Origin of the sequence: Thalassococcus halodurans (assembly GCF_900108225.1) — a bacterium.
Lineage (GTDB): Bacteria > Pseudomonadota > Alphaproteobacteria > Rhodobacterales > Rhodobacteraceae > Thalassococcus > Thalassococcus halodurans.
On the sequence record NZ_FNUZ01000001.1, the window covers coordinates 985,025 to 1,003,061 of the forward strand.

The window sequence follows — 18,037 nt, forward strand, 5'->3', positions numbered from 1 at the left end:
GAATAGGCGAAATTTCATCCCCTTTGTGAATGACCTCGCGTCAGAGACTTGTCGCCATGCAAAACGGGGTAAATAGTGCCGCAATGGAATGGCGCGACACTGGGATATTGCTTTCGGTCAAACGGCACGGCGAAACGTCGGCCATCCTGGATGTTTTTACCAAAGACCATGGCCGACACGCAGGCGTTCTGCGCGGGGCATCGTCACGCAAGATCGCAGCCGCGCTTCAACCGGGGTCCGATCTGGACGTCAGTTGGCGTGCACGGCTTGAGGATCACATCGGGTCTTACACGATAGAACCCGTGAAAACCCGCGCAGGTATGGCGATGGCCAACCGTCTGACGCTAGCCGGGCTGAACAGCGTGATGGCGATCCTTGCCTTTGCGCTGCCCGAACGGGAAAGCCAGCTGCGGCTCTATAACGACACGGTCCTGTTGCTGGACCTACTGGATCACGCAGATGTCTGGCCGCTGGCCTATCTGAAGTGGGAACTAGCCCTGCTTGAGGAATTGGGCTTTGGACTTGATCTAAGCGAATGCGCAGCCACGGGACGGAATGACGAACTGATCTACGTCTCGCCCAAAAGCGGGCGGGCGGTGTCACGTCATGGCGCGGGCGAATGGGCGGACCGCATGCTGCCCCTGCCCCCTGTTCTTGCAGGAAAAGGTCACGCGCCTGATGACGAAATCCTGTTGGCCCTGAAAACTACGGGCCATTTTCTGGAAAACAAACTGGCGCCCGCGCTTGGGTCGAAACCGCTACCGTCGGCCCGCGCGGCGTTTATCGACCGTTACCACCGTCATTGCGGAACCCTGCCGCAAAGTGACGCCAAACCGGAATAGGCCTATAGACGGGCTTCCGCCTGTCTCCGAGACGCGCTAGGGATGTTTTTATGATGTGGACTGTACCCAATATCCTGACCATGCTCCGGCTTCTGGCCGCGCCCGGCATTGCTGTCATGTTCCTGTATTTCGCGCGTCCTTTTGCAGATTGGTACGCACTGGCGCTCTTTGTCGGCGCCGCCATCACCGACTGGTTCGATGGTTATCTGGCGCGCAGCTGGAAACAGGAAACGAAACTGGGCGCGATGCTGGACCCGATCGCCGACAAGGCAATGGTGATCATCGCCTTGATGGTCATCGTTGGGTATTCGTCGATGTCGCCTTGGCTGGTTCTGCCCACAACCGTCATCATGTTCCGCGAAGTGTTTGTCTCGGGCCTGCGCGAATATCTGGGGGACACGGCGGGCACATTGAAGGTCACAGCCTTGGCCAAATGGAAAACCACAGTCCAGATGATCGCCATCGCCGTCCTGTTTGCCCAAGGGGTGTTCGAACACTATCTGGGAATGTCGGTGATGGGCATGGACGAACAGATCGTCGAAGGCATTCTGAACGGCAGCATCACGGATGAAATCGGTCTGTGGTGGAAGAAAATCGGCATGATCTGGACAGGCAACGCGGGCATCGCCCTGTTGTGGATCGCAGCTGCGCTGACACTGATCACAGGTTGGGATTACCTGAACAAAGCGCTGCCACATCTGTCGGAGGAGACATGATGGACATTCTTTATTTCGCTTGGGTCCGTGAACGCATCGGCGTGCCGCGCGAAACGGTGACGACAGAGGCCAAGACGGTAAACGATCTTGTGCAGGAACTGATCGCCAAGGAAGAACGCTATGCCGCAGCCTTCGCTGATATCTCGGCGCTGCGCGTGGCTTTAGATCAGGACCTGTCCGACTTTGACGCCCCGCTGGACGGTGTGCGTGAAGTGGCCTTCTTCCCGCCGATGACAGGCGGCTAACCCATGAAGATCGTCGTTCAGGAAGCTCCATTCAATTTCGCCGCCGAGGTTGAAGACTTCGGCCAAGGCCGAGCCGATATGGGGGCGATTGTCACCTTTACGGGCGTGGTGCGCGACAATGATGCTGGCGATCTGGATGCGATGGAGATCGAACACTATCCCGGCATGACACAAAAGGCGCTGGAAAAGATCGCATCCGACGCAAGCGCGCGTTGGGATCTGGGCGACGTGCTGATCATCCACCGCTATGGACGGCTTGAGCCGGGCGAAAAGATCATGATGGTCGCAACGTCGTCGCCCCACCGCAAAGATGCCTTCGAGGCCGCTGATTTCCTGATGGACTACCTGAAATCCCGCGCGCCGTTCTGGAAGAAAGAACATACCGGCGGCGATGCATCCTGGGTGGATGCGAAAGACTCCGACGAGGACGCGCTGAACCGTTGGTAAGCGGCGCGGCTTCGCCGCACAGGTCATCTCGTCCTTGGCCTTTGGCCTGCGTCCTCGGGTTTAGCACTCTGATCACAGGTATTTTCTTTCCCCAAATACCTTGGGGGAATTGGCCGTAGGCCAAGGGGGCAAAGCCCCTATAAATCCAGCAATTCAGCCGCCAGATACGCGGGTCGCATCAACAAACGGCGGCTTTTGCCCAATGGAAACCTGCGCGGTTCTTTCGCCATAAGCGCCGGAATATCTGTGCTGTTGCCTGCGATCAAATCTGCGGCCAGCTTGCCAGAATGGCTACCCATCGCGACGCCGTTACCGTGGTACCCGAAGGCCGCGAACATGCCCTTCATCCCCGAAACCGGCCCGACGTAGGGCGCAAGCTTGGATGTCAGGCACAGCAGGCCAGACCATTCGTGGGTGATCGGCACGTCGGACCATGCCGGAAACAGGCGATGGAAATTCTCTCGGATTTTGCGGGAAATCTTGGTCTGTTCGCGCGGCGTCGCCGTCAGGCCACCCCGCATACCGAACAGGAACCGACCACCTGGCAACATGCGGAAATAGTGCAGCATCGTGCGGGTGTCGTAGCACATCTGCGACGACGACCAGCCCTGCGCCTGCTTTTCTGCATCCGTCAAAGGATGCGTCAGAATGATAGAGGACTGGACCGGCATCGTGCGGGAGGCCAGCCAGTCTGGCACGTCCTCAGACGAATAGCCGTTGGTTGCGATAAGAACCTTATCGGCCTGCACCTGCCCCGGTGCCGTTTTGCAGATCCAATGCCCGTTTTCCTCGCAGATACTGTCGCAGGGACTGTTCTGGAACAGCCGTGCGCCTGCGGATTGGGCGGCAATCGCCAGCCCCGCGTGGTACTTTCGCGGGTTCAGGGCAAAGCCGATCGGCAGTGTCAGCGCCCCATAAAAATCACCGCCAATTCCCAGCCCTGCCAGATCGAATTTACTGGCAAATTCAGGTGTCACGCCATAAAGCGTTTTCTGTTCGATCGCGTGTTTCTGAAGGCCCGCAAAGGCCCGCGCATTGTGGGCCAGAAGCGTTTCGCCATCGCTATGCACATCCGCGTCGATCCGGTGGTTTTCCAGAATGCCGCGAACGGTGTCCACCGCCGCGACCTCGGTTCTGACCCAATCGCGCGCGCCCTCCGGCCCGTGTTGTCGGGCAATGGCGCTATTGGAAAGTTTCGATCCGCCAAGGCAGCAGAACCCGCCATTGCGGCCCGACGCCCCGTAGCCCGGCGTTTCGGCCTCTAGCACGACCACGTCCATGCCTGCCTGCGCCAGATGCAAAGCCGCCGACAGGCCGGTGAAGCCCGCGCCGATGATCACGACATCCGCGCGGGTGCTGTCCTCCAAAACGGGCCAGTCCATCGCAGGCACCGTTTCCGCCCAGAAGCATCCCTGTTGCGGGCCGTAGGCCGCGGGTTCGTAAAGGCGTTTCATCCCGTGGCCTGCGCAGCCGCCTGTTCGTCCCTCTGCTGTGCAACAGCCGACCGTTTCGACAGGATCGACGCGGTGATCACGCCAACGGTCACCACGCTGATCATAATCGTCGAGAGCGCGTTGATCTCGGGGCTGACGCCCAGACGCACCGCCGAGAAGATCTTGATCGGCAGGGTCGTGGCCGACGGGCCGGTGGTGAAGCTGGCGATGACCAGATCGTCGAGCGACAGGGTAAAGGCCAGAAGCCAGCCGGAAATCACCGCAGGCGCGATGATCGGCAGGGTCACAAGGCGGAACGCCTGGAAGGGTGTGCAGCCAAGGTCCAAAGCGGCCTCTTCCAGCGATTTGTCAAAGCTGACAAGGCGCGAGGAGACGACGACCGACACATAGCACATGGCAAAGGTTGTATGGGCCAGAACGATGGTGAACACGCCACGATCCAGACCGATGCCGATGAACAGCAGCAGCAAGGACAGGCCTGTAATCACCTCGGGCATCACCAGCGGCGCATAGATCATGCCAGAAAACAGACCCCGCCCCATAAAGCGCCCTGCGCGGACCAGAACGGTCGCGGCCATCGTGCCCAGAACCGTTGCCAGAACCGACGAAAAGAACGCCACACGGATTGTGACCCAAGCGGCATCAAGGAAATCTTCGTTCTGAAGAAGCTCTCCGTACCATTTGGTGGAAAAGCCCGCCCAGACAGTGACCAACTTCGATGCGTTGAAGCTATAGATGACCAGAATGACCATCGGCAGATAGAGGAACGCAAAGCCCAGTGTCAGCGAAGTGGCGTTGAACCATGAAAAACGTCTCATCCCTCGGCCTCCCGCTGAAGCTGCTGGTTGCGCTGGAACAGCACAATCGGGATCACAAGGATCAACAGCAGGATGATCGCCACCGCAGAGGCCACCGGCCAGTCGCGGTTCGAGAAGAACTCTTCCCACAGAACCTTACCGATCATCAGCGTGTCAGAGCCGCCCAGAAGCGATGGGATCACGAATTCACCGATGGTCGGGATGAACACCAGAAAACAGCCCGCGATTATGCCGCTTTTCGACAGCGGAATGGTGATCAACCAAAAGGCCGACATGCGCGAACAGCCAAGGTCCTCGGCCGCTTCGATCAGGGAATCGTCCATCTTTTCCAGCGCGGCATAGATCGGCAGGATCATGAACGGCAAATAGGTGTAAACGATGCCGATATAGACGGCGGTGTTTGTGGACAGGATTTTCAGCGGCTCGTCGACGATCCCCAGAAACGACAGGAACTGGTAGAGCACGCCCTCGGACGCCAGAATGCCCATCCACGCGTAAACGCGGATCAGGAAAGACGTCCAGAACGGCAGGATCACCAGCATCAGCAACGTCGGGCGCCATTCAGGGGCCGCACGTGCCATGCCGTAAGCAATCGGATAGCCCACCAGCAGCGTCAGAACCGTCGAAATCAGCGCGATCTTCAGGGACGAGAGGTACGCTTTCCAATAAAGCGCATCCTCGGTCAGGAAGACGTAGTTTTCGAAATCAAGCTTGGACAGCAGATCCTTGATCCCCTGCCAGCCAGCCGAGAAATCCAGCGTCGGGGCATAGGGCGGGATCGACAAGGCGTAGTCGGACAGCGAGATTTTCAGAACGATCAGGAACGGCACCAGAAACAGCGCCAGAAGCCACAGGTAGGGGACCGCGATCAGGGTAAAGCGACGCATGCCCCTAGCCCTCCAACAACACGCCAGCGGTTTCGGTAAACGTCAGCCAGACGCGGTCTTCCCATGTGATATCGCGGTTCGCCAGACGACGGGTGTTGGCGCTTTGTGCCTTGATGATCTGGCCGTTACCGACCTTGACGTGGAAGGTCGAGATGTTGCCGAGGTAGGCGATATCGATGACCTCGCCTTCCAACAGGTTGCGGCGGTCTTCGGGTTTCTCTTTGGAGATGGTCACTTTTTCAGGGCGGATCGCAAAGCTTATCCGCTCGCCGGATGCGACGGGTTTTTGCGCAGTGCCCCAAATCGCAGGCTGCCCTTCTGCCCAGTCGATACGAACGCGGTCGCCATCGGGTGTGGCGTTGCCTTCGATGATGTTCACGTCACCGATAAAGTCGGCGACATAGACGGAATTCGGGGCCTCGTAGATATCAGCGGGGGTCGCGACCTGCACAAGGCGGCCTTCGTCCATCACGGCAACGCGGGACGCGACAGTCATCGCCTCTTCCTGATCGTGGGTGACGATCACAAAGGTCGTGCCGGTCTTTTCCTGAATGTCCATCAGCTCGAACTGCGTTTCTTCGCGCAGCTTTTTATCCAGCGCGCCCAGAGGTTCATCCAACAACAGAAGCTTGGGCGATTTTGCCAGAGAACGGGCCAAGGCCACGCGCTGACGCTGACCACCGGAAATCTGATGCGGTTTGCGTTTCGCGAATTTGCCCAGCCTCGTCAGGCGCAGCATTTCTTCGACACGGGCCGCGATGGCATCCTTGTCCTTGCTTTCGCGCTTGAGGCCAAAGGCGATGTTTTCCCAGACCGACAGATGCGGGAACAGCGCATAGCTTTGGAACATCATGTTCACAGCGCGTTTGTTCGGCGCGGTTTGGCCAAGGTCCTGTCCCGACAGACGAATGGTGCCCGATGTCGGCGTCTCGAACCCCGCCAGCATCCGCATCATCGTCGTTTTCCCGCATCCCGACGGCCCCAGAAGGGCAAAGAACTCGCGTTCATAGATGTCCAGGCTAAGGTCGTCGATCGCGGTGAATGTTCCGAACTTTTTGGTGACGTTCTGAAACTGGATCAACGGCTTTTGGTTCGGGTCATCCCAAGGGGCAAAGACCTTTTGGTTCATGATCAGTCCAATACTGCATAGAAAAACGGCGCGCCCCGTGGGACGCGCCGCAAACAGGCGTGGTTAGACGCCGGATTTGATCTCGGTCCACATACGGGTGACCGTGCGCTGCAGGCGCGGGTCGTAGGGCGAGAATGTATAGAGGTTTTCCAGCGTGGCTTCGTCCGGATAAATCGCGGTGTCGCCGATCACGTCCTCGATCAGGAATTCCTGAGACGCTTTGTTGCCGTTGGCGTAGTAAACATAGTTCGACGCCGCCGCCATGTTTTCCGCGTCCATGATGAAGTTCAGGAACTTGTGCGCGCCTTCGGGGTTCGGAGCATCCACCGGAATGGCCATCTGGTCGAACCACATCAGAGCACCCTCAGAAGGTGCGTTATAGGCAATCTCGACGCCGTTTTCGGCTTCTGCCGCGCGGTCGCGGGCCTGAAGCACGTCACCGGACCAGCCGAACGCCACACAGATTTCGCCGTTCGCCAGTGCGTTGATGTATTCCGAGCTGTGGAATTTGGCCACGTAGGGACGCACCGCCTGAAGAACCGGCTTGGCCTTTTCGATGACATCCGCATCCTTGCTGTCGGGATCTTCGCCAATATAGGCGAGAGCCGCCGGGATCACCTCGGTCGGGGCATCAAGGAAATGCACGCCGCATTCGGCCAGCTTTTCCATGTTCTCGGGGTTGAAGATCAGATCAAGGCTGCCGATCGGGGCATCTTCGCCCAGAATTTCCTGAACCTTGCCAACGTTCACACCGATACCCGTGGTGCCCCACATGTAGTTGATCGAATACTCGTTGGCGGGGTCATACTGCGCTGTGCGCTCTTCGATGACCGACCACAGGTTGCCTTTGTTCGGCAGCTTAGAGGCATCCAGTTTTTGGAACGCACCCGCTGCGATCTGGCGCTGAAGGAAGCTGCCCGTGGGCACAACCACGTCGTAACCGGATCCACCGGCCAGCATTTTGGTTTCAAGAACTTCGTTGGAATCGAAGACGTCGTAGACCAGCGTCAGGCCGGTTTCCGCCTCGAACTTTTCAAGAAGGCTTTCGTCGATGTAATCGGACCAGTTGTAGACCCGCACTTCTTCGGCACCGGCGACCCCGGCGACCAGCGCGGTTACGGCGGTCATTGTCATCAGCTTGGTTTTCATCTGTGGCTCCCAGTTGGATACGAGGTCTTTCGCCCCGGCTGTCTGTGAATTTGATCAAAAATATTCAAACAGAGCAACAAGAAGATGTTTTCATGACGTTCAGACCCATGCAAGATAGACAGAACAGGCGACATAATGCGGATGATTTGATGAATATTCAGGCAGAGCAAAATCAAGGCACAGCCAAGGCAGGTTTGCCAGTGCACGAGACGGTTTACCGGTCGTTGCGCGACATGATTTTGTTCGGCGAATTGGAGCCCGGACAGCCGGTGACCATTCAGGGCCTGACCGAACATCTGGATGCCGGCATGACCCCTGTCCGCGAGGCGCTTCGCCGCCTGACCGCCGCTGGCGCGCTCGAGTTTATGGGCAACCGCAGAATCATCGTTCCGGTGCTGAACCGCTCCGCGATTGATCAATTAAAGACGGCTCGTTTGGCGCTAGAGCCCGAGTTGGCGGGGCGTGCGACCGCGTTGATTAAAGACGAAGATATCGTTGCCATGAAGCAGGCTGACGACCGCCTGGACCGCGCCATCGCCCGTGGCGATGTGCATGGTTATCTGGTCGAAAACTACCTGTTTCACAGCCACCTGAATGCCGCCGCGCAGGCCCCGATTCTGCAGGGTATGGTCGAAGGTCTGTGGCTTCGGTTTGGCCCGTCGATGCGCGTTGTGTGCGGGGTGATGGGCACCAGCAGCCTGCCCGATCTTCACAAAGACCTGATCAACGCCTTGGAATCAGGGGATGCGGCAGCGGCCTCAAAGGCGATGGCCGAGGACGTGAAACAGGGTATGGATCAGATGCTTGCCGGAATAAGCGATTCGATTGACACAGAATAATTTGATCATATTCTAGTGGGCAGTCGCCATTTTGATCGAAAGGCCCCCTGAAAATGGTCCAATCCCCGAACCTGTTGCCCACCGCCGAACTTCAGGCGCGTGACGCCGCGCACCACATGCACCCGTTCACGCACGGTGCCGAGCTTGGCAAAAAGGGTGCGCGCATTATCACGTCTGCAGATGGCTGCTGGCTGACAGACAGCGACGGCAACCGGATTCTGGATGCGATGGCGGGCCTTTGGTGTGTCAACATCGGCTATGGCCGTCAGGAACTTGTCGATGCCGCCGCGCGCCAGATGCAGGAACTGCCGTTCTACAACACCTTCTTCCAGACCACCCACGTGCCGGTCATCGAACTGGCCGAACGTCTGGCGCAACTGGCGCCCGGTGATCTGAACCATGTTTTCTTTGCATCGTCCGGCTCTGAAGCGAACGACACCAACCTACGAATGGTGCGCACCTATTGGGAGATGAAAGGCCAGCCATCGAAAAAGGCCATCATCTCGCGTTGGAACGCCTATCACGGGTCGTCTGTTGGTTCAGGTAGCCTTGGCGGCATGAAAGGTATGCACGCCCAAGGCGGCATGCCGATCCCCGACATTCATCACATCGACCAGCCCAACTGGTGGTCCGAAGGCGGCGACATGACGCCGGAAGAATTCGGCATTGAACGCGCCCAGCAGCTTGAAGCAAAGATCAAGGAACTTGGCGCGGATAACGTGGCCGCGTTCATCGCCGAACCCGTTCAGGGCGCTGGCGGCGTGATTGTACCGCCCGACAGCTACTGGCCGGAAATCCAGCGTATTTGCGATAAATACGACATTCTGCTGATCGCGGATGAGGTGATCTGTGGTTTTGGCCGCACCGGCAACTGGTTCGGGTCGCAAACCATGAACATCAAGCCGCACATCATGACCATCGCCAAGGGCCTGAGCTCGGGCTACCTACCCATCGGCGGGTCGATTGTCTGTGACGAAGTGGCCGAGGTCATCGGTTCGGGCGAATTCAACCACGGCTACACTTATTCGGGTCACCCTGTGGCCTGTGCGGTTGCCTTGGAAAATCTACGCCTTCTGGAAGAAGAACAGATCATCGACACGGTCCGCACCGAAACTGCGCCCTACCTGAAAGAAAAGTTCGAAAGCCTGACCGATCACCCGATGGTGGGCGAGGCCAAGATCGTTGGCATGATGGGATCAATCGCGCTGACACCCGACAAAGCCACCCGCGCGGCGTTCGCGTCCGAGGCTGGCACTGTCGGCTACATCTGCCGCGAACGGTGTTTCAGCAATAACCTGATCATGCGCCACGTCGGCGACCGCATGATCATTTCGCCGCCGCTGGTGATTTCCAAAGGCGAGATTGACACATTGATCGAACGCGCACTCCTGTCGCTGGACGAAGCGATGGCCGAGGTTGAAAAGCAGGGCCTGATGGTCGCTGCGACGCGTAACTAAGAAACTGGCGGGTCAGCCCTGAGGGGTCAGGCCCGCCTTTCGCGTTTGGCCACGCTTCAGGCCCAGTTTGCGTTCGCGCCAGATGATCAGAACGCCCGCCGCAATCACGACGCCCGAGCCTACCAACGTGTAAACCGTCGGCACCTCGGCAAAGACGACATAGCCCAAAACCACCGCAAACAGCATCGACGCATAGTCAAACGGCGCGACCACGCCTGCCTCGGCATAACGGTAGGCGGATGTCAGCAGGATTTGCGCAAAGCCGCCAATAAGACCCGCGCCGATCAGCATCGCGGCCTCTTGTGCGGTGGGCATGACCCACCCGAAGGGCAGCGTGAACAGCGACAGGATTGTTGCCGTCAGCGAGAAGTAGAACACGATCGCGGATGTTTCCTCGCGCCCGGCCAGGCGGCGGATCTGGATTTGTGCCAACGCGCGGAACACAGATGACAGCAGCACCACAACAACCCCGATCATCACGGCACGATCCAGATTGTCGACGGACAATAGCGGCCACAGGATGATCAGAACACCCACCAGACCAAAAGCAACCGCCCCAAGCCGGAACGCGCGCACGCGTTCGCCCAACAGGAAGGCCGCAAAAACTACGGTCAGAAGAGGTGCGGCAAACCCGATGGCCGTCACCTCGGGCAACGGCAACATGCCAAGTCCGGTAAAGGTGAACCCCATCGCCGTCACACCGATCAACCCGCGCCACAGATGGCCCATGGGGTTTTTCGTTTTCAGACCTGTCTTCAGATCATGACGCAGCAGCAACCAGACAATGATCACCGGCATCGCAAACAGCGACCGGAAAAACACCGCCTGACCCGAAGGGATGTTGTCCGAGGCCGCTTTGACCAGCGCCGCCATTACTGTGAACAGCGCAACTGATCCGAGTTTAAGAAGAATTCCGCGCGTAGGAGACATGGGTTACCTGTAAATCCGCAGCGCCAACGTGATGTCAGATTGTCGCAGGGTCAATCCCGTTGCAGTGCAATCGCGCACTTACATCAGTGATTTACATGGTTTCCACGCAATGGCGACGGAACGCGCGCTTCAGCATATCGAGTTCTTCGCGAAGCAACGCCATTTCAACGCGGATGTCATCCGCCAGAACATCCCCGCCCATCAGCGTGAAAGACCCCAGAACCTGCGACGTGCCTGTATCGTGCAGCAGGAAGGTAAACACACCATCGCCCACGGCAAAATCCGGCACCGGCACATCGACCAGCCATTGGTTGGTTTCGTCCGTTTCAATGACATTCACGCCGTCTACCGCAATATCCAACACGGTGACCGAGATTTGCGGCGGCGGGCAATCCTTGCCCTCGCCCTGAAGGCTGCCCTGCCAGACGCCATCTTTGAACCGCAGCTTGGTCAACTTGTAGGTGCTCATCGCTGATGTCCTTTACAACTCGGCTCGGGGGCGACGACTGAATGTCAGGTCGCGCAGGGTGACTTGGTTCATTTCGGGGCCTTCAAAAATCAGGTCCAACCACAGTTTCTCGACGCGCTTTTCGTTCAGCTTGGTGTAGGCAAGGTCAAATTCGACCATGACTTCCTTTTCGTGCAGCGGCAATTCACGCACGACCTGTTCCACGTTTGGCCCGTGCTTGATGTTCAGACGCGCAAAGATTTCGATGGGTTTTTCCATCTCAAGGATCGTATCCAGACGGATCAGGTGACGGCGCTTCAGGCCCTCGGCAGCCTCAGGCGGCAAGTCCAGCGCCAGCGACAGATAAGAACCGTCAAACCGGAACACGTCCAAACGTACGCCGAATGCTGCAAGATCAGCCTCACGCACGTTGCGGATCTGGCGCAGGGTGATTTCGGACCGTGCGCAATCGTGGAACATCGTCGCTTCACGACCCAACATCGCCTTGCTTTCGACCGAAGCGATGCCCGGAGATGGCAAGGGGCCGCTCCATAACTCGGGCCGCCAAGACCAATCGGCGTCATGGGGTTTCGGAAAGGATTGGTTGCCGATGGCCGGCAAGGCCAGCCTCCCGTCTGCGTAGAAAATCAGGGAATCGATATGACGTTTGATTTCTCGCGCCTGCGCACGCTGTTTGCGCAAATCCCGCAGATCGGCAACGGTGGCCTCTTTCGCCAGCTTGGCCCAGCGCCGGACGGACCGTTTGGTCAAAATCCGGCTAAGAAATCCGATATCTTCGGCCATACGTCAGGTCGATCTCTCTGGGCCGGCATTCCGGCAATTGTTCACAAAAACGGGTTAACGCACATCGTTAAGTTTACGCGCGTTAGCTTACGGGCAAGTACGAGTCGCGATCAAGAGCTTGATTCGTCGGATTTTTCACGACTTGCGTTTTTGATCGCTTCTACGACCGTTTCCAGAAAGTCCGCGCCGTCGCTACCGGCAAGATGACTTCCTTCTGGAAGGTACATAGCCAAGCTTACAAGGTGTTCGGCCCGAATAAACGCCGCGCGCCAATAGCGGTCTTCGCCATCGGAAATCAGCGCTTTCCCACCGCCAGCCAGTTGCACAAAGACGCTGCCATCACGTGTTTCGGACTGTTGCAGGGTGCCACCCGCCAAAGCTGCAATTGTTTCCGCACTGGGAACAGTTGCTTCGTCCTCACGCGGGCCGACTGTGACAGTGACAAGCAACGCCGGAACCCGCGGGCCGGTCGCGCCGTCCGACAGGATGTTGCAACTGGCAATCATGGCAAAGCCGCTGTTGCCACGCTTTTCGACCGTAACAGGATCTACGCAATAGCCGCGCGGGCCTTGGACAACGACATCGCCACGCGCCAAAGCCGTCCACACCATAGGCGCACCAGCGGCACGGGCTTGACGTTGTGCATCGTTCTGAGGGGAAGACAGGGCGGCCAGAAACCCGGGCGCACCGCCGCCGGTTCCTGTGGTGCTATCGCAGGCCGCAAGACCCGCGATAGCCAGTATCATAAGCGCTTTGCGCAGCACTGGATCACAGATCCATGTAGATGTGCTTTTCTTCCTTGGCGCCCGGATGCGTGACCGCACCTTTGTAGGTTTCGCCGACCAGCTGCGCGTACTTCCAGAGGGCACCGGACGAATAGATCGTCTCTTTCGGGCCCTTCCAGCTTTCTTTGCGCTTGGCCAGTTCGTCGTCGGACAGCGCCACGCTGATTTCACCCTTGATCGCGTCGATGGTGATCACGTCGCCATCTTGCAGCAGGGCAATCGGACCGCAATGCGCGGTTTCGGGGCCGACGTGACCCACACAGAAACCACGGGTCGCGCCCGAGAAACGGCCGTCTGTGATCAGCGCCACTTTCTTACCCATGCCCTGACCGGACAGGGCCGCTGTGGTCGCCAGCATTTCGCGCATACCCGGGCCGCCTGCGGGGCCTTCGTTGCGGATGACCAGAACTTCACCTTCTTTGTACTGGCGCGCTTTGACGGCTTCGAACGCGTCTTCTTCGCATTCGAACACACGTGCCGGACCGGTGAAGACCTGCTCTTCGGTAGACATGCCTGCGACTTTTACGATCGCGCCTTGCGGGGCAAGGTTGCCCTTCAGGCCGACAACGCCGCCTGTTGGTGTGATCGGCTTGTCGATCGGATAGATGACCTTGCCGTCCGCTTCGCGTTCGATCTTGTCCAGTTCTTCGCCGATGGAATAGCCCGACGCGGTGATGCAGTCTTCGTGGATCAGACCCGCTTTGCGCAGCTCCTTCATCACAACCGGAACGCCGCCTGCCTCATAAAGGTCTTTCGCGACATAGTTGCCGCCCGGCTTCAGGTCGACAAAGTACGGCGTGTCGCGGAAGATTTCGCAGACGTCATCAAGGAAGAAGTCGATGCCTGCTTCGTGCGCAATGGCGGGCAGGTGCAGACCAGCGTTGGTCGAACCACCTGTACAGGCCACAACACGCGCCGCGTTCTGCAGCGATTCCAGCGTGACGACGTCACGGGCACGGATGTTTTTCTCAAGCAGATTCATAACCGCCAGACCGGACGCAGTCGCGTACTGGTCGCGGCTTTCATACGGCGCGGGCGCACCGGACGAGTTCATCAGCGCAAGGCCGATCGCCTCGGACACACAGGCCATGGTGTTCGCGGTGAACTGACCACCACAGGCACCAGCAGACGGACACGCCACACGCTCCAGCGCGGACAGTTCTTCGTCCGAGTTCTGGCCCGCCTGGTGACGGCCAACAGCCTCGAACACGTCCTGAACGGTCACGTCCTTACCCTTGAACCGGCCCGGCATGATCGAACCGCCGTAGATGAAGACGGACGGCACGTTCAGACGCACCATCGCCATCATCATACCCGGCAGGGATTTGTCACAGCCGGCCAGACCGACAATCGCGTCATAGCAGTGGCCGCGCATTGTCAGTTCAACGGTGTCGGCAATCGCTTCGCGCGATGCCAGAGACGAACGCATGCCTTCGTGGCCCATCGCGATACCGTCGGTCACGGTGATCGTGGTGAATTCGCGCGGCGTGCCGGAACCCTCTTTGACGCCCAGCTTAACAGCCTGCGCCTGACGGTTCAGCGAGATGTTACAAGGCGCTGCTTCGTTCCAGCAGGTTGCAACACCAATCAGCGGCTGGTGGATTTCATCTTCGCTCATGCCCATCGCGTAATAGTACGAACGGTGCGGCGCGCGGGCCGGACCCTCGGTTACGTGACGGCTGGGCAGTTTCGTCTTATCGAAGGGGCGCTTTAGCATGGTATCCTCCCGCTGGAGCGTGAACTTTCGCACCGGAATACAAAAGCGCCCCTAAGTTCACAAGCGTGATGGTGCAGATCAAACGGCCCGTTGATCGGTTTTCCACGGTTTATCGCATTTGACCCGCCATTGACGCAGGCTGGCAAACCGTCATTTATGCTGCGCATGTTCAAATCATACGCCCCTTACGAAGTGTTGGCCGCGCCCGGTCGGGAAAAACCCGAAATCTGGCGGCTGGTTGTTGGTATCGTGTTGTGCCTGATCGTCATGATTGCGGGCCAAGGTATCCTGATTGCGATCTATGGTTTTGCCCTTGGCAGTCATGGAGAGGCCATGATGCAGATGGGGCTGCTGGACACCCCCGGCGCGATGATCGCTGCTTTGCTGGGGATTGCCTGCTTTATTCCCGGCGTGATGCTGGTGCTGCGCTGGCTGCACAAACGGCGGTTCTGGGGTGTGATCGGCGATCCGGTCCGCACGCTTAAACTCGGCGCGCGCGTTGCGGCCTATGCGGCTGCTATCCAGTTGTTGCTGATGCTGCCCGCTGTGCTTTTTGCCGAAGAAGAGTTGATCCTGAACACACCGCCGATGCTGTGGCTGGTTCTTCTGCCGATTGGCGCGTTGGTGGTTCTGCTTCAGACCTCGGCCGAGGAAATCTTTTTCCGCGGCTATATCCAAAGCCAGATGGCCGCCCGTTTTCAAAGCCCGATCATCTGGATGGGCATCCCCGCGATCATCTTTGCCATCGGGCACTACGCGGCCGTCATGTACGGCGACAATGCAGCGATGGTTGCCGTCTGGGCTGGCCTGTTCGGCCTTCTGGCTGCCGACCTGACCGCACGCACAGGCTCGCTTGGTCCTGCGATGGGGTTGCACTTTATGAACAACGCGCTGGTGATCCTGTTCGTGTCCATGGATGGCCCGATGTCCGGCCTGTCGCTTTACGTGCTTCCGTTCAGCGCACAGGACGCAGAAGAGGTTGCCAAGGTCATGCCATTGGACTTTGTCGCCCTTGGGGTAAGCTGGCTGGCCGCGCGGGTCGCTGTGCGCGCGTGATTGCAATTCAGGCGTCGCAGGCTTAAGTGACGCCACGACACTGACGAACGGGGCACCCGATGAACTGGATCAGCAACTACGTCCGCCCACGGATCAATTCGATCTTTTCGCGCCGCGAAACGCCGGACAACCTTTGGACCAAGTGCGACGAGTGCGGAACCATGTTGTTCCACCGCGAACTGTCGGACAATCTGAACGTCTGCAGCAACTGCAACCACCACATGGGCATCACGCCCCGTGCGCGGTTCCAGGCGCTGTTTGATGGCGGTGTGTTTGTCGAAGTGGACGTACCCGAACCGGTCGCTGACCCGCTGCATTTCCGCGATCAGAAGAAATACCCTGACCGCATGAAATCCGCGCAAAAGAACACCGGCGAAAAAGAGGCGATGCTGGTCGCGACCGGCGAAATCGGTCGCACGCCGATCGTTGCCGCCGCGCAGGACTTTTCGTTCATGGGCGGCTCCATGGGCATGTACGTCGGCAACGCGATCATCGCCGCTGCGGAAGAGGCCGTGAAACTGGGCCGTCCGCTGGTTCTGTTTTCTGCCGCCGGTGGCGCGCGTATGCAGGAAGGCATCCTGTCGCTGATGCAGATGCCGCGCACGACCGTTGCAATCCAGATGCTGCGCGAAGCGAACCTTCCCTACATCGTTGTCCTGACACACCCGACCACAGGCGGTGTGACCGCGTCCTACGCGATGCTGGGCGACATCCAGATTGCCGAACCCAACGCACTGATCTGCTTCGCGGGCCCCCGCGTCATCGAACAGACCATCCGTGAAAAGCTGCCCGAAGGCTTCCAGCGTGCGGAATATCTGCTGGATCACGGCATGCTGGACCGCGTGACCGACCGTCGTGAAATGCGCAAGGAATTGATCACGGTTCTGCGCATGCTGATGGACATGCCACCGCCGGTCTGGGGCGATCTGCCTGCACCGACCGACACGCCGGAGCTTCCGGCGCCTGACGCAGCTGGCGAAAAATGACGACAGGTTCGGACGCCATCCTTGAACGGATGATGGCGCTGCACCCCAAGGTCATTGATCTGACTTTGGACCGCGTCTGGACGCTGCTTGAAAAGCTGGGCCATCCCGAACGCCAGTTGCCGCCGGTCATTCACCTTGCGGGCACCAACGGCAAGGGATCGACCCAAGCCATGATCCGCGCGGGTCTTGAGGCCGAGGGAAAGCGCGTGCACGCCTATACCTCGCCCCACTTGGCGCGGTTTCACGAACGTATCCGTTTGGCGGGCGAGTTGATCAGCGAAGAGCATCTGACCGAGGTGCTGGACGAATGCTATGTCACCAACGGCCCTGATCCGATCACCTATTTCGAAATCACGACCTGCGCCGCGCTGCTGGCCTTTGCCCGCACACCTGCGGACTATGTGCTTTTGGAAACCGGTCTGGGCGGACGGCTGGACGCGACGAACGTGGTTGAAACACCCGCGCTGACGATCCTGACGCCGATTTCGATGGATCACGAACAATTCCTTGGCAACACCATCGCCAAGATCGCAGGCGAAAAGGCGGGCATCATGAAACGCAGCGTGGCTTGCGTTGTCGGCCCGCAGCCCGATGAAGCGCTTGAGGTGATCGAGGCCACCGCCGCACGCCTTGGTGCGCCTGTCATTGCGCAAGGCCAGCACTGGCATGTCTGGGAAGAACGCGAACGCCTGATCTATCAGGATGAAACCGGCCTTCTGGACCTGCCCCTGCCGGTTCTGCCGGGTCGCCACCAGTACGAAAACGCAGGCGCGGCGCTGGCCGCTTTGCGCCACCTTGGTTTTGGCGAGGCCGCGTTCGAAGGCGCGATGACCAATGCCCAGTGGCCCGCACGCATGCAACGCCTGCGCACCGGTCCGCTGGTTGAGGCCGCGCCGCAGGTGGAACTGTGGCTGGACGGCGGGCACAACCCCGCTGCGGGCATTGCGCTGGCCGACCACCTTGGGCGTTTGCCGAAACGCCCCACCCATCTGATCTGCGGGATGCTGAACACCAAGGATGCCAGCGGTTACATGACGCCCTTGGCCAAGGTCGCCAATAGCCTGACGGGCGTGTCGATCCCCGGCGAGGCAAATACGCTGAGCGGCGAGGATACCGCCCGTTTTGCGTCCGATGCCGGTATGCCCGCCAGCACCGCCGACAGCGTGCTGGACGCGCTACAAACGATCACCGCGCAGGACCCACATTCAAGGGTGCTCATATGTGGGTCTTTGTATCTGGCGGGGGCGATCCTGCGCGAGAACGGGTAAAACGCCCTCAAGCCTTGAAAAAACGCCATTATATTGACGAAATGGCGTTTTTACCCCTAT

The 18,037-nt window shown here is 58.9% G+C and carries 19 protein-coding genes; 9 read left to right on the forward strand and 10 right to left on the reverse strand.

Annotated elements, in window-relative coordinates:
* Window positions 1-83 precede the first annotated feature (83 nt).
* From recO to C4S59_RS04930, 4 genes are read left to right on the forward strand one after another with little or no spacing between them, the layout of a single operon-like run.
* Complete coding sequence (gene recO / locus C4S59_RS04915; RefSeq protein WP_103909319.1) at window positions 84-842, forward strand: DNA repair protein RecO; 759 nt, start codon at window positions 84-86, stop codon at window positions 840-842.
* A gap of 50 nt (window positions 843-892) precedes the next feature.
* Entirely contained in the window at window positions 893-1,558 is a 666-nt protein-coding gene (gene pgsA, locus C4S59_RS04920) for a CDP-diacylglycerol--glycerol-3-phosphate 3-phosphatidyltransferase (protein ID WP_103909320.1), read from the forward strand.
* Window positions 1,558-1,803 carry a molybdopterin converting factor subunit 1 gene (gene moaD / locus C4S59_RS04925; RefSeq protein ID WP_103909321.1) on the forward strand — a complete coding sequence of 82 codons (246 nt, stop codon included), beginning with the start codon at window positions 1,558-1,560 and terminating at the stop codon, window positions 1,801-1,803. The genes pgsA and moaD overlap by 1 nt, the downstream gene beginning before the upstream one ends.
* A gap of 3 nt (window positions 1,804-1,806) precedes the next feature.
* On the forward strand, window positions 1,807-2,250 hold the full coding sequence (locus C4S59_RS04930) for a molybdenum cofactor biosynthesis protein MoaE (protein ID WP_103909322.1): 444 nt from the start codon (window positions 1,807-1,809) through the stop codon (window positions 2,248-2,250).
* A gap of 137 nt (window positions 2,251-2,387) precedes the next feature.
* Here C4S59_RS04930 and C4S59_RS04935 read toward each other — a convergent pair whose 3' ends face one another.
* The 5 genes from C4S59_RS04935 to C4S59_RS04955 all read right to left on the reverse strand — a co-directional run bounded on the left by C4S59_RS04935 (window position 2,388) and on the right by C4S59_RS04955 (window position 7,687).
* The gene (locus tag C4S59_RS04935; RefSeq protein WP_103909323.1) at window positions 2,388-3,704 is read right to left on the reverse strand and encodes an NAD(P)/FAD-dependent oxidoreductase; all 1,317 of its coding nucleotides are present in this window, start codon (window positions 3,702-3,704) and stop codon (window positions 2,388-2,390) included.
* Window positions 3,701-4,522: an ABC transporter permease gene (locus tag C4S59_RS04940; protein WP_103909324.1), complete on the reverse strand. Its 822-nt coding sequence runs from the start codon at window positions 4,520-4,522 to the stop codon at window positions 3,701-3,703. The genes C4S59_RS04935 and C4S59_RS04940 overlap by 4 nt, the downstream gene beginning before the upstream one ends.
* On the reverse strand, window positions 4,519-5,409 hold the full coding sequence (locus C4S59_RS04945; RefSeq protein WP_103909325.1) for an ABC transporter permease subunit: 891 nt from the start codon (window positions 5,407-5,409) through the stop codon (window positions 4,519-4,521). Before C4S59_RS04945 ends, C4S59_RS04940 begins: the two co-directional genes overlap by 4 nt.
* 4 nt (window positions 5,410-5,413) lie before the next feature.
* A complete protein-coding gene (locus tag C4S59_RS04950) occupies window positions 5,414-6,538 on the reverse strand; it encodes an ABC transporter ATP-binding protein (protein WP_103909326.1) in 1,125 nt (374 codons plus the stop codon).
* Window positions 6,539-6,601: 63 nt separating this feature from the next.
* Window positions 6,602-7,687, reverse strand: a complete 1,086-nt coding sequence (locus C4S59_RS04955) for a polyamine ABC transporter substrate-binding protein (protein ID WP_103909327.1) — start codon at window positions 7,685-7,687, stop codon at window positions 6,602-6,604.
* Window positions 7,688-7,836: 149 nt separating this feature from the next.
* Here C4S59_RS04955 and C4S59_RS04960 point away from each other — a divergent pair, with 149 nt between their 5' ends.
* Both C4S59_RS04960 and C4S59_RS04965 read left to right on the forward strand, forming a co-directional pair.
* Window positions 7,837-8,526, forward strand: a complete 690-nt coding sequence (locus tag C4S59_RS04960) for a GntR family transcriptional regulator (protein ID WP_200813162.1) — start codon at window positions 7,837-7,839, stop codon at window positions 8,524-8,526.
* Between the two features lie 53 nt (window positions 8,527-8,579).
* Window positions 8,580-9,983 carry an aspartate aminotransferase family protein gene (locus C4S59_RS04965; RefSeq protein ID WP_103909329.1) on the forward strand — a complete coding sequence of 468 codons (1,404 nt, stop codon included), beginning with the start codon at window positions 8,580-8,582 and terminating at the stop codon, window positions 9,981-9,983.
* Window positions 9,984-9,995: 12 nt separating this feature from the next.
* Here the strand turns inward: C4S59_RS04965 and C4S59_RS04970 are convergent, their stop codons facing one another.
* From C4S59_RS04970 to ilvD, 5 genes are all read right to left on the reverse strand, one after another.
* A complete protein-coding gene (locus C4S59_RS04970; protein WP_103909330.1) occupies window positions 9,996-10,913 on the reverse strand; it encodes a DMT family transporter in 918 nt (305 codons plus the stop codon).
* Between the two features lie 91 nt (window positions 10,914-11,004).
* On the reverse strand, window positions 11,005-11,382 hold the full coding sequence (locus C4S59_RS04975; RefSeq protein ID WP_103909331.1) for a hypothetical protein: 378 nt from the start codon (window positions 11,380-11,382) through the stop codon (window positions 11,005-11,007).
* Between the two features lie 12 nt (window positions 11,383-11,394).
* Window positions 11,395-12,165, reverse strand: a complete 771-nt coding sequence (locus tag C4S59_RS04980; RefSeq protein WP_200813163.1) for a DUF6478 family protein — start codon at window positions 12,163-12,165, stop codon at window positions 11,395-11,397.
* Window positions 12,166-12,275: 110 nt separating this feature from the next.
* Window positions 12,276-12,911, reverse strand: a complete 636-nt coding sequence (locus tag C4S59_RS04985) for a dihydroxy-acid dehydratase (protein WP_146064509.1) — start codon at window positions 12,909-12,911, stop codon at window positions 12,276-12,278.
* A 22-nt stretch (window positions 12,912-12,933) separates the two neighbouring features.
* Window positions 12,934-14,667 (reverse strand): dihydroxy-acid dehydratase, encoded by a 1,734-nt coding sequence (gene ilvD, locus C4S59_RS04990; protein WP_103909333.1) that lies wholly within the window; start codon window positions 14,665-14,667, stop codon window positions 12,934-12,936.
* A 165-nt stretch (window positions 14,668-14,832) separates the two neighbouring features.
* Between ilvD and C4S59_RS04995 the strand changes: the two genes are divergently transcribed.
* From C4S59_RS04995 to C4S59_RS05005, 3 genes are read left to right on the forward strand one after another with little or no spacing between them, the layout of a single operon-like run.
* Window positions 14,833-15,723: a CPBP family intramembrane glutamic endopeptidase gene (locus C4S59_RS04995; RefSeq protein ID WP_160006748.1), complete on the forward strand. Its 891-nt coding sequence runs from the start codon at window positions 14,833-14,835 to the stop codon at window positions 15,721-15,723.
* A 59-nt stretch (window positions 15,724-15,782) separates the two neighbouring features.
* Window positions 15,783-16,709, forward strand: coding sequence for an acetyl-CoA carboxylase, carboxyltransferase subunit beta (gene accD / locus C4S59_RS05000; RefSeq protein ID WP_103909335.1), 927 nt, complete (start codon window positions 15,783-15,785; stop codon window positions 16,707-16,709).
* Entirely contained in the window at window positions 16,706-17,977 is a 1,272-nt protein-coding gene (locus C4S59_RS05005) for a bifunctional folylpolyglutamate synthase/dihydrofolate synthase (protein WP_103909336.1), read from the forward strand. The genes accD and C4S59_RS05005 overlap by 4 nt, the downstream gene beginning before the upstream one ends.
* Window positions 17,978-18,037 lie beyond the last annotated feature (60 nt).

What these genes read in the sequence shown, in the direction of transcription:
- recO (WP_103909319.1), top strand. Translation starts at nt 84, where the DNA reads ATGGAATGGCGCGACACTGGGATATTGCTTTCGGTCAAACGGCACGGC.
- pgsA (WP_103909320.1), top strand. Translation starts at nt 893, where the DNA reads ATGATGTGGACTGTACCCAATATCCTGACCATGCTCCGGCTTCTGGCC.
- moaD (WP_103909321.1), top strand. Translation starts at nt 1,558, where the DNA reads ATGGACATTCTTTATTTCGCTTGGGTCCGTGAACGCATCGGCGTGCCG.
- C4S59_RS04930 (WP_103909322.1), top strand. Translation starts at nt 1,807, where the DNA reads ATGAAGATCGTCGTTCAGGAAGCTCCATTCAATTTCGCCGCCGAGGTT.
- C4S59_RS04935 (WP_103909323.1), bottom strand. Translation starts at nt 3,704, where the DNA reads ATGAAACGCCTTTACGAACCCGCGGCCTACGGCCCGCAACAGGGATGC.
- C4S59_RS04940 (WP_103909324.1), bottom strand. Translation starts at nt 4,522, where the DNA reads ATGAGACGTTTTTCATGGTTCAACGCCACTTCGCTGACACTGGGCTTT.
- C4S59_RS04945 (WP_103909325.1), bottom strand. Translation starts at nt 5,409, where the DNA reads ATGCGTCGCTTTACCCTGATCGCGGTCCCCTACCTGTGGCTTCTGGCG.
- C4S59_RS04950 (WP_103909326.1), bottom strand. Translation starts at nt 6,538, where the DNA reads ATGAACCAAAAGGTCTTTGCCCCTTGGGATGACCCGAACCAAAAGCCG.
- C4S59_RS04955 (WP_103909327.1), bottom strand. Translation starts at nt 7,687, where the DNA reads ATGAAAACCAAGCTGATGACAATGACCGCCGTAACCGCGCTGGTCGCC.
- C4S59_RS04960 (WP_200813162.1), top strand. Translation starts at nt 7,837, where the DNA reads ATGAATATTCAGGCAGAGCAAAATCAAGGCACAGCCAAGGCAGGTTTG.
- C4S59_RS04965 (WP_103909329.1), top strand. Translation starts at nt 8,580, where the DNA reads ATGGTCCAATCCCCGAACCTGTTGCCCACCGCCGAACTTCAGGCGCGT.
- C4S59_RS04970 (WP_103909330.1), bottom strand. Translation starts at nt 10,913, where the DNA reads ATGTCTCCTACGCGCGGAATTCTTCTTAAACTCGGATCAGTTGCGCTG.
- C4S59_RS04975 (WP_103909331.1), bottom strand. Translation starts at nt 11,382, where the DNA reads ATGAGCACCTACAAGTTGACCAAGCTGCGGTTCAAAGATGGCGTCTGG.
- C4S59_RS04980 (WP_200813163.1), bottom strand. Translation starts at nt 12,165, where the DNA reads ATGGCCGAAGATATCGGATTTCTTAGCCGGATTTTGACCAAACGGTCC.
- C4S59_RS04985 (WP_146064509.1), bottom strand. Translation starts at nt 12,911, where the DNA reads ATGATACTGGCTATCGCGGGTCTTGCGGCCTGCGATAGCACCACAGGA.
- ilvD (WP_103909333.1), bottom strand. Translation starts at nt 14,667, where the DNA reads ATGCTAAAGCGCCCCTTCGATAAGACGAAACTGCCCAGCCGTCACGTA.
- C4S59_RS04995 (WP_160006748.1), top strand. Translation starts at nt 14,833, where the DNA reads ATGTTCAAATCATACGCCCCTTACGAAGTGTTGGCCGCGCCCGGTCGG.
- accD (WP_103909335.1), top strand. Translation starts at nt 15,783, where the DNA reads ATGAACTGGATCAGCAACTACGTCCGCCCACGGATCAATTCGATCTTT.
- C4S59_RS05005 (WP_103909336.1), top strand. Translation starts at nt 16,706, where the DNA reads ATGACGACAGGTTCGGACGCCATCCTTGAACGGATGATGGCGCTGCAC.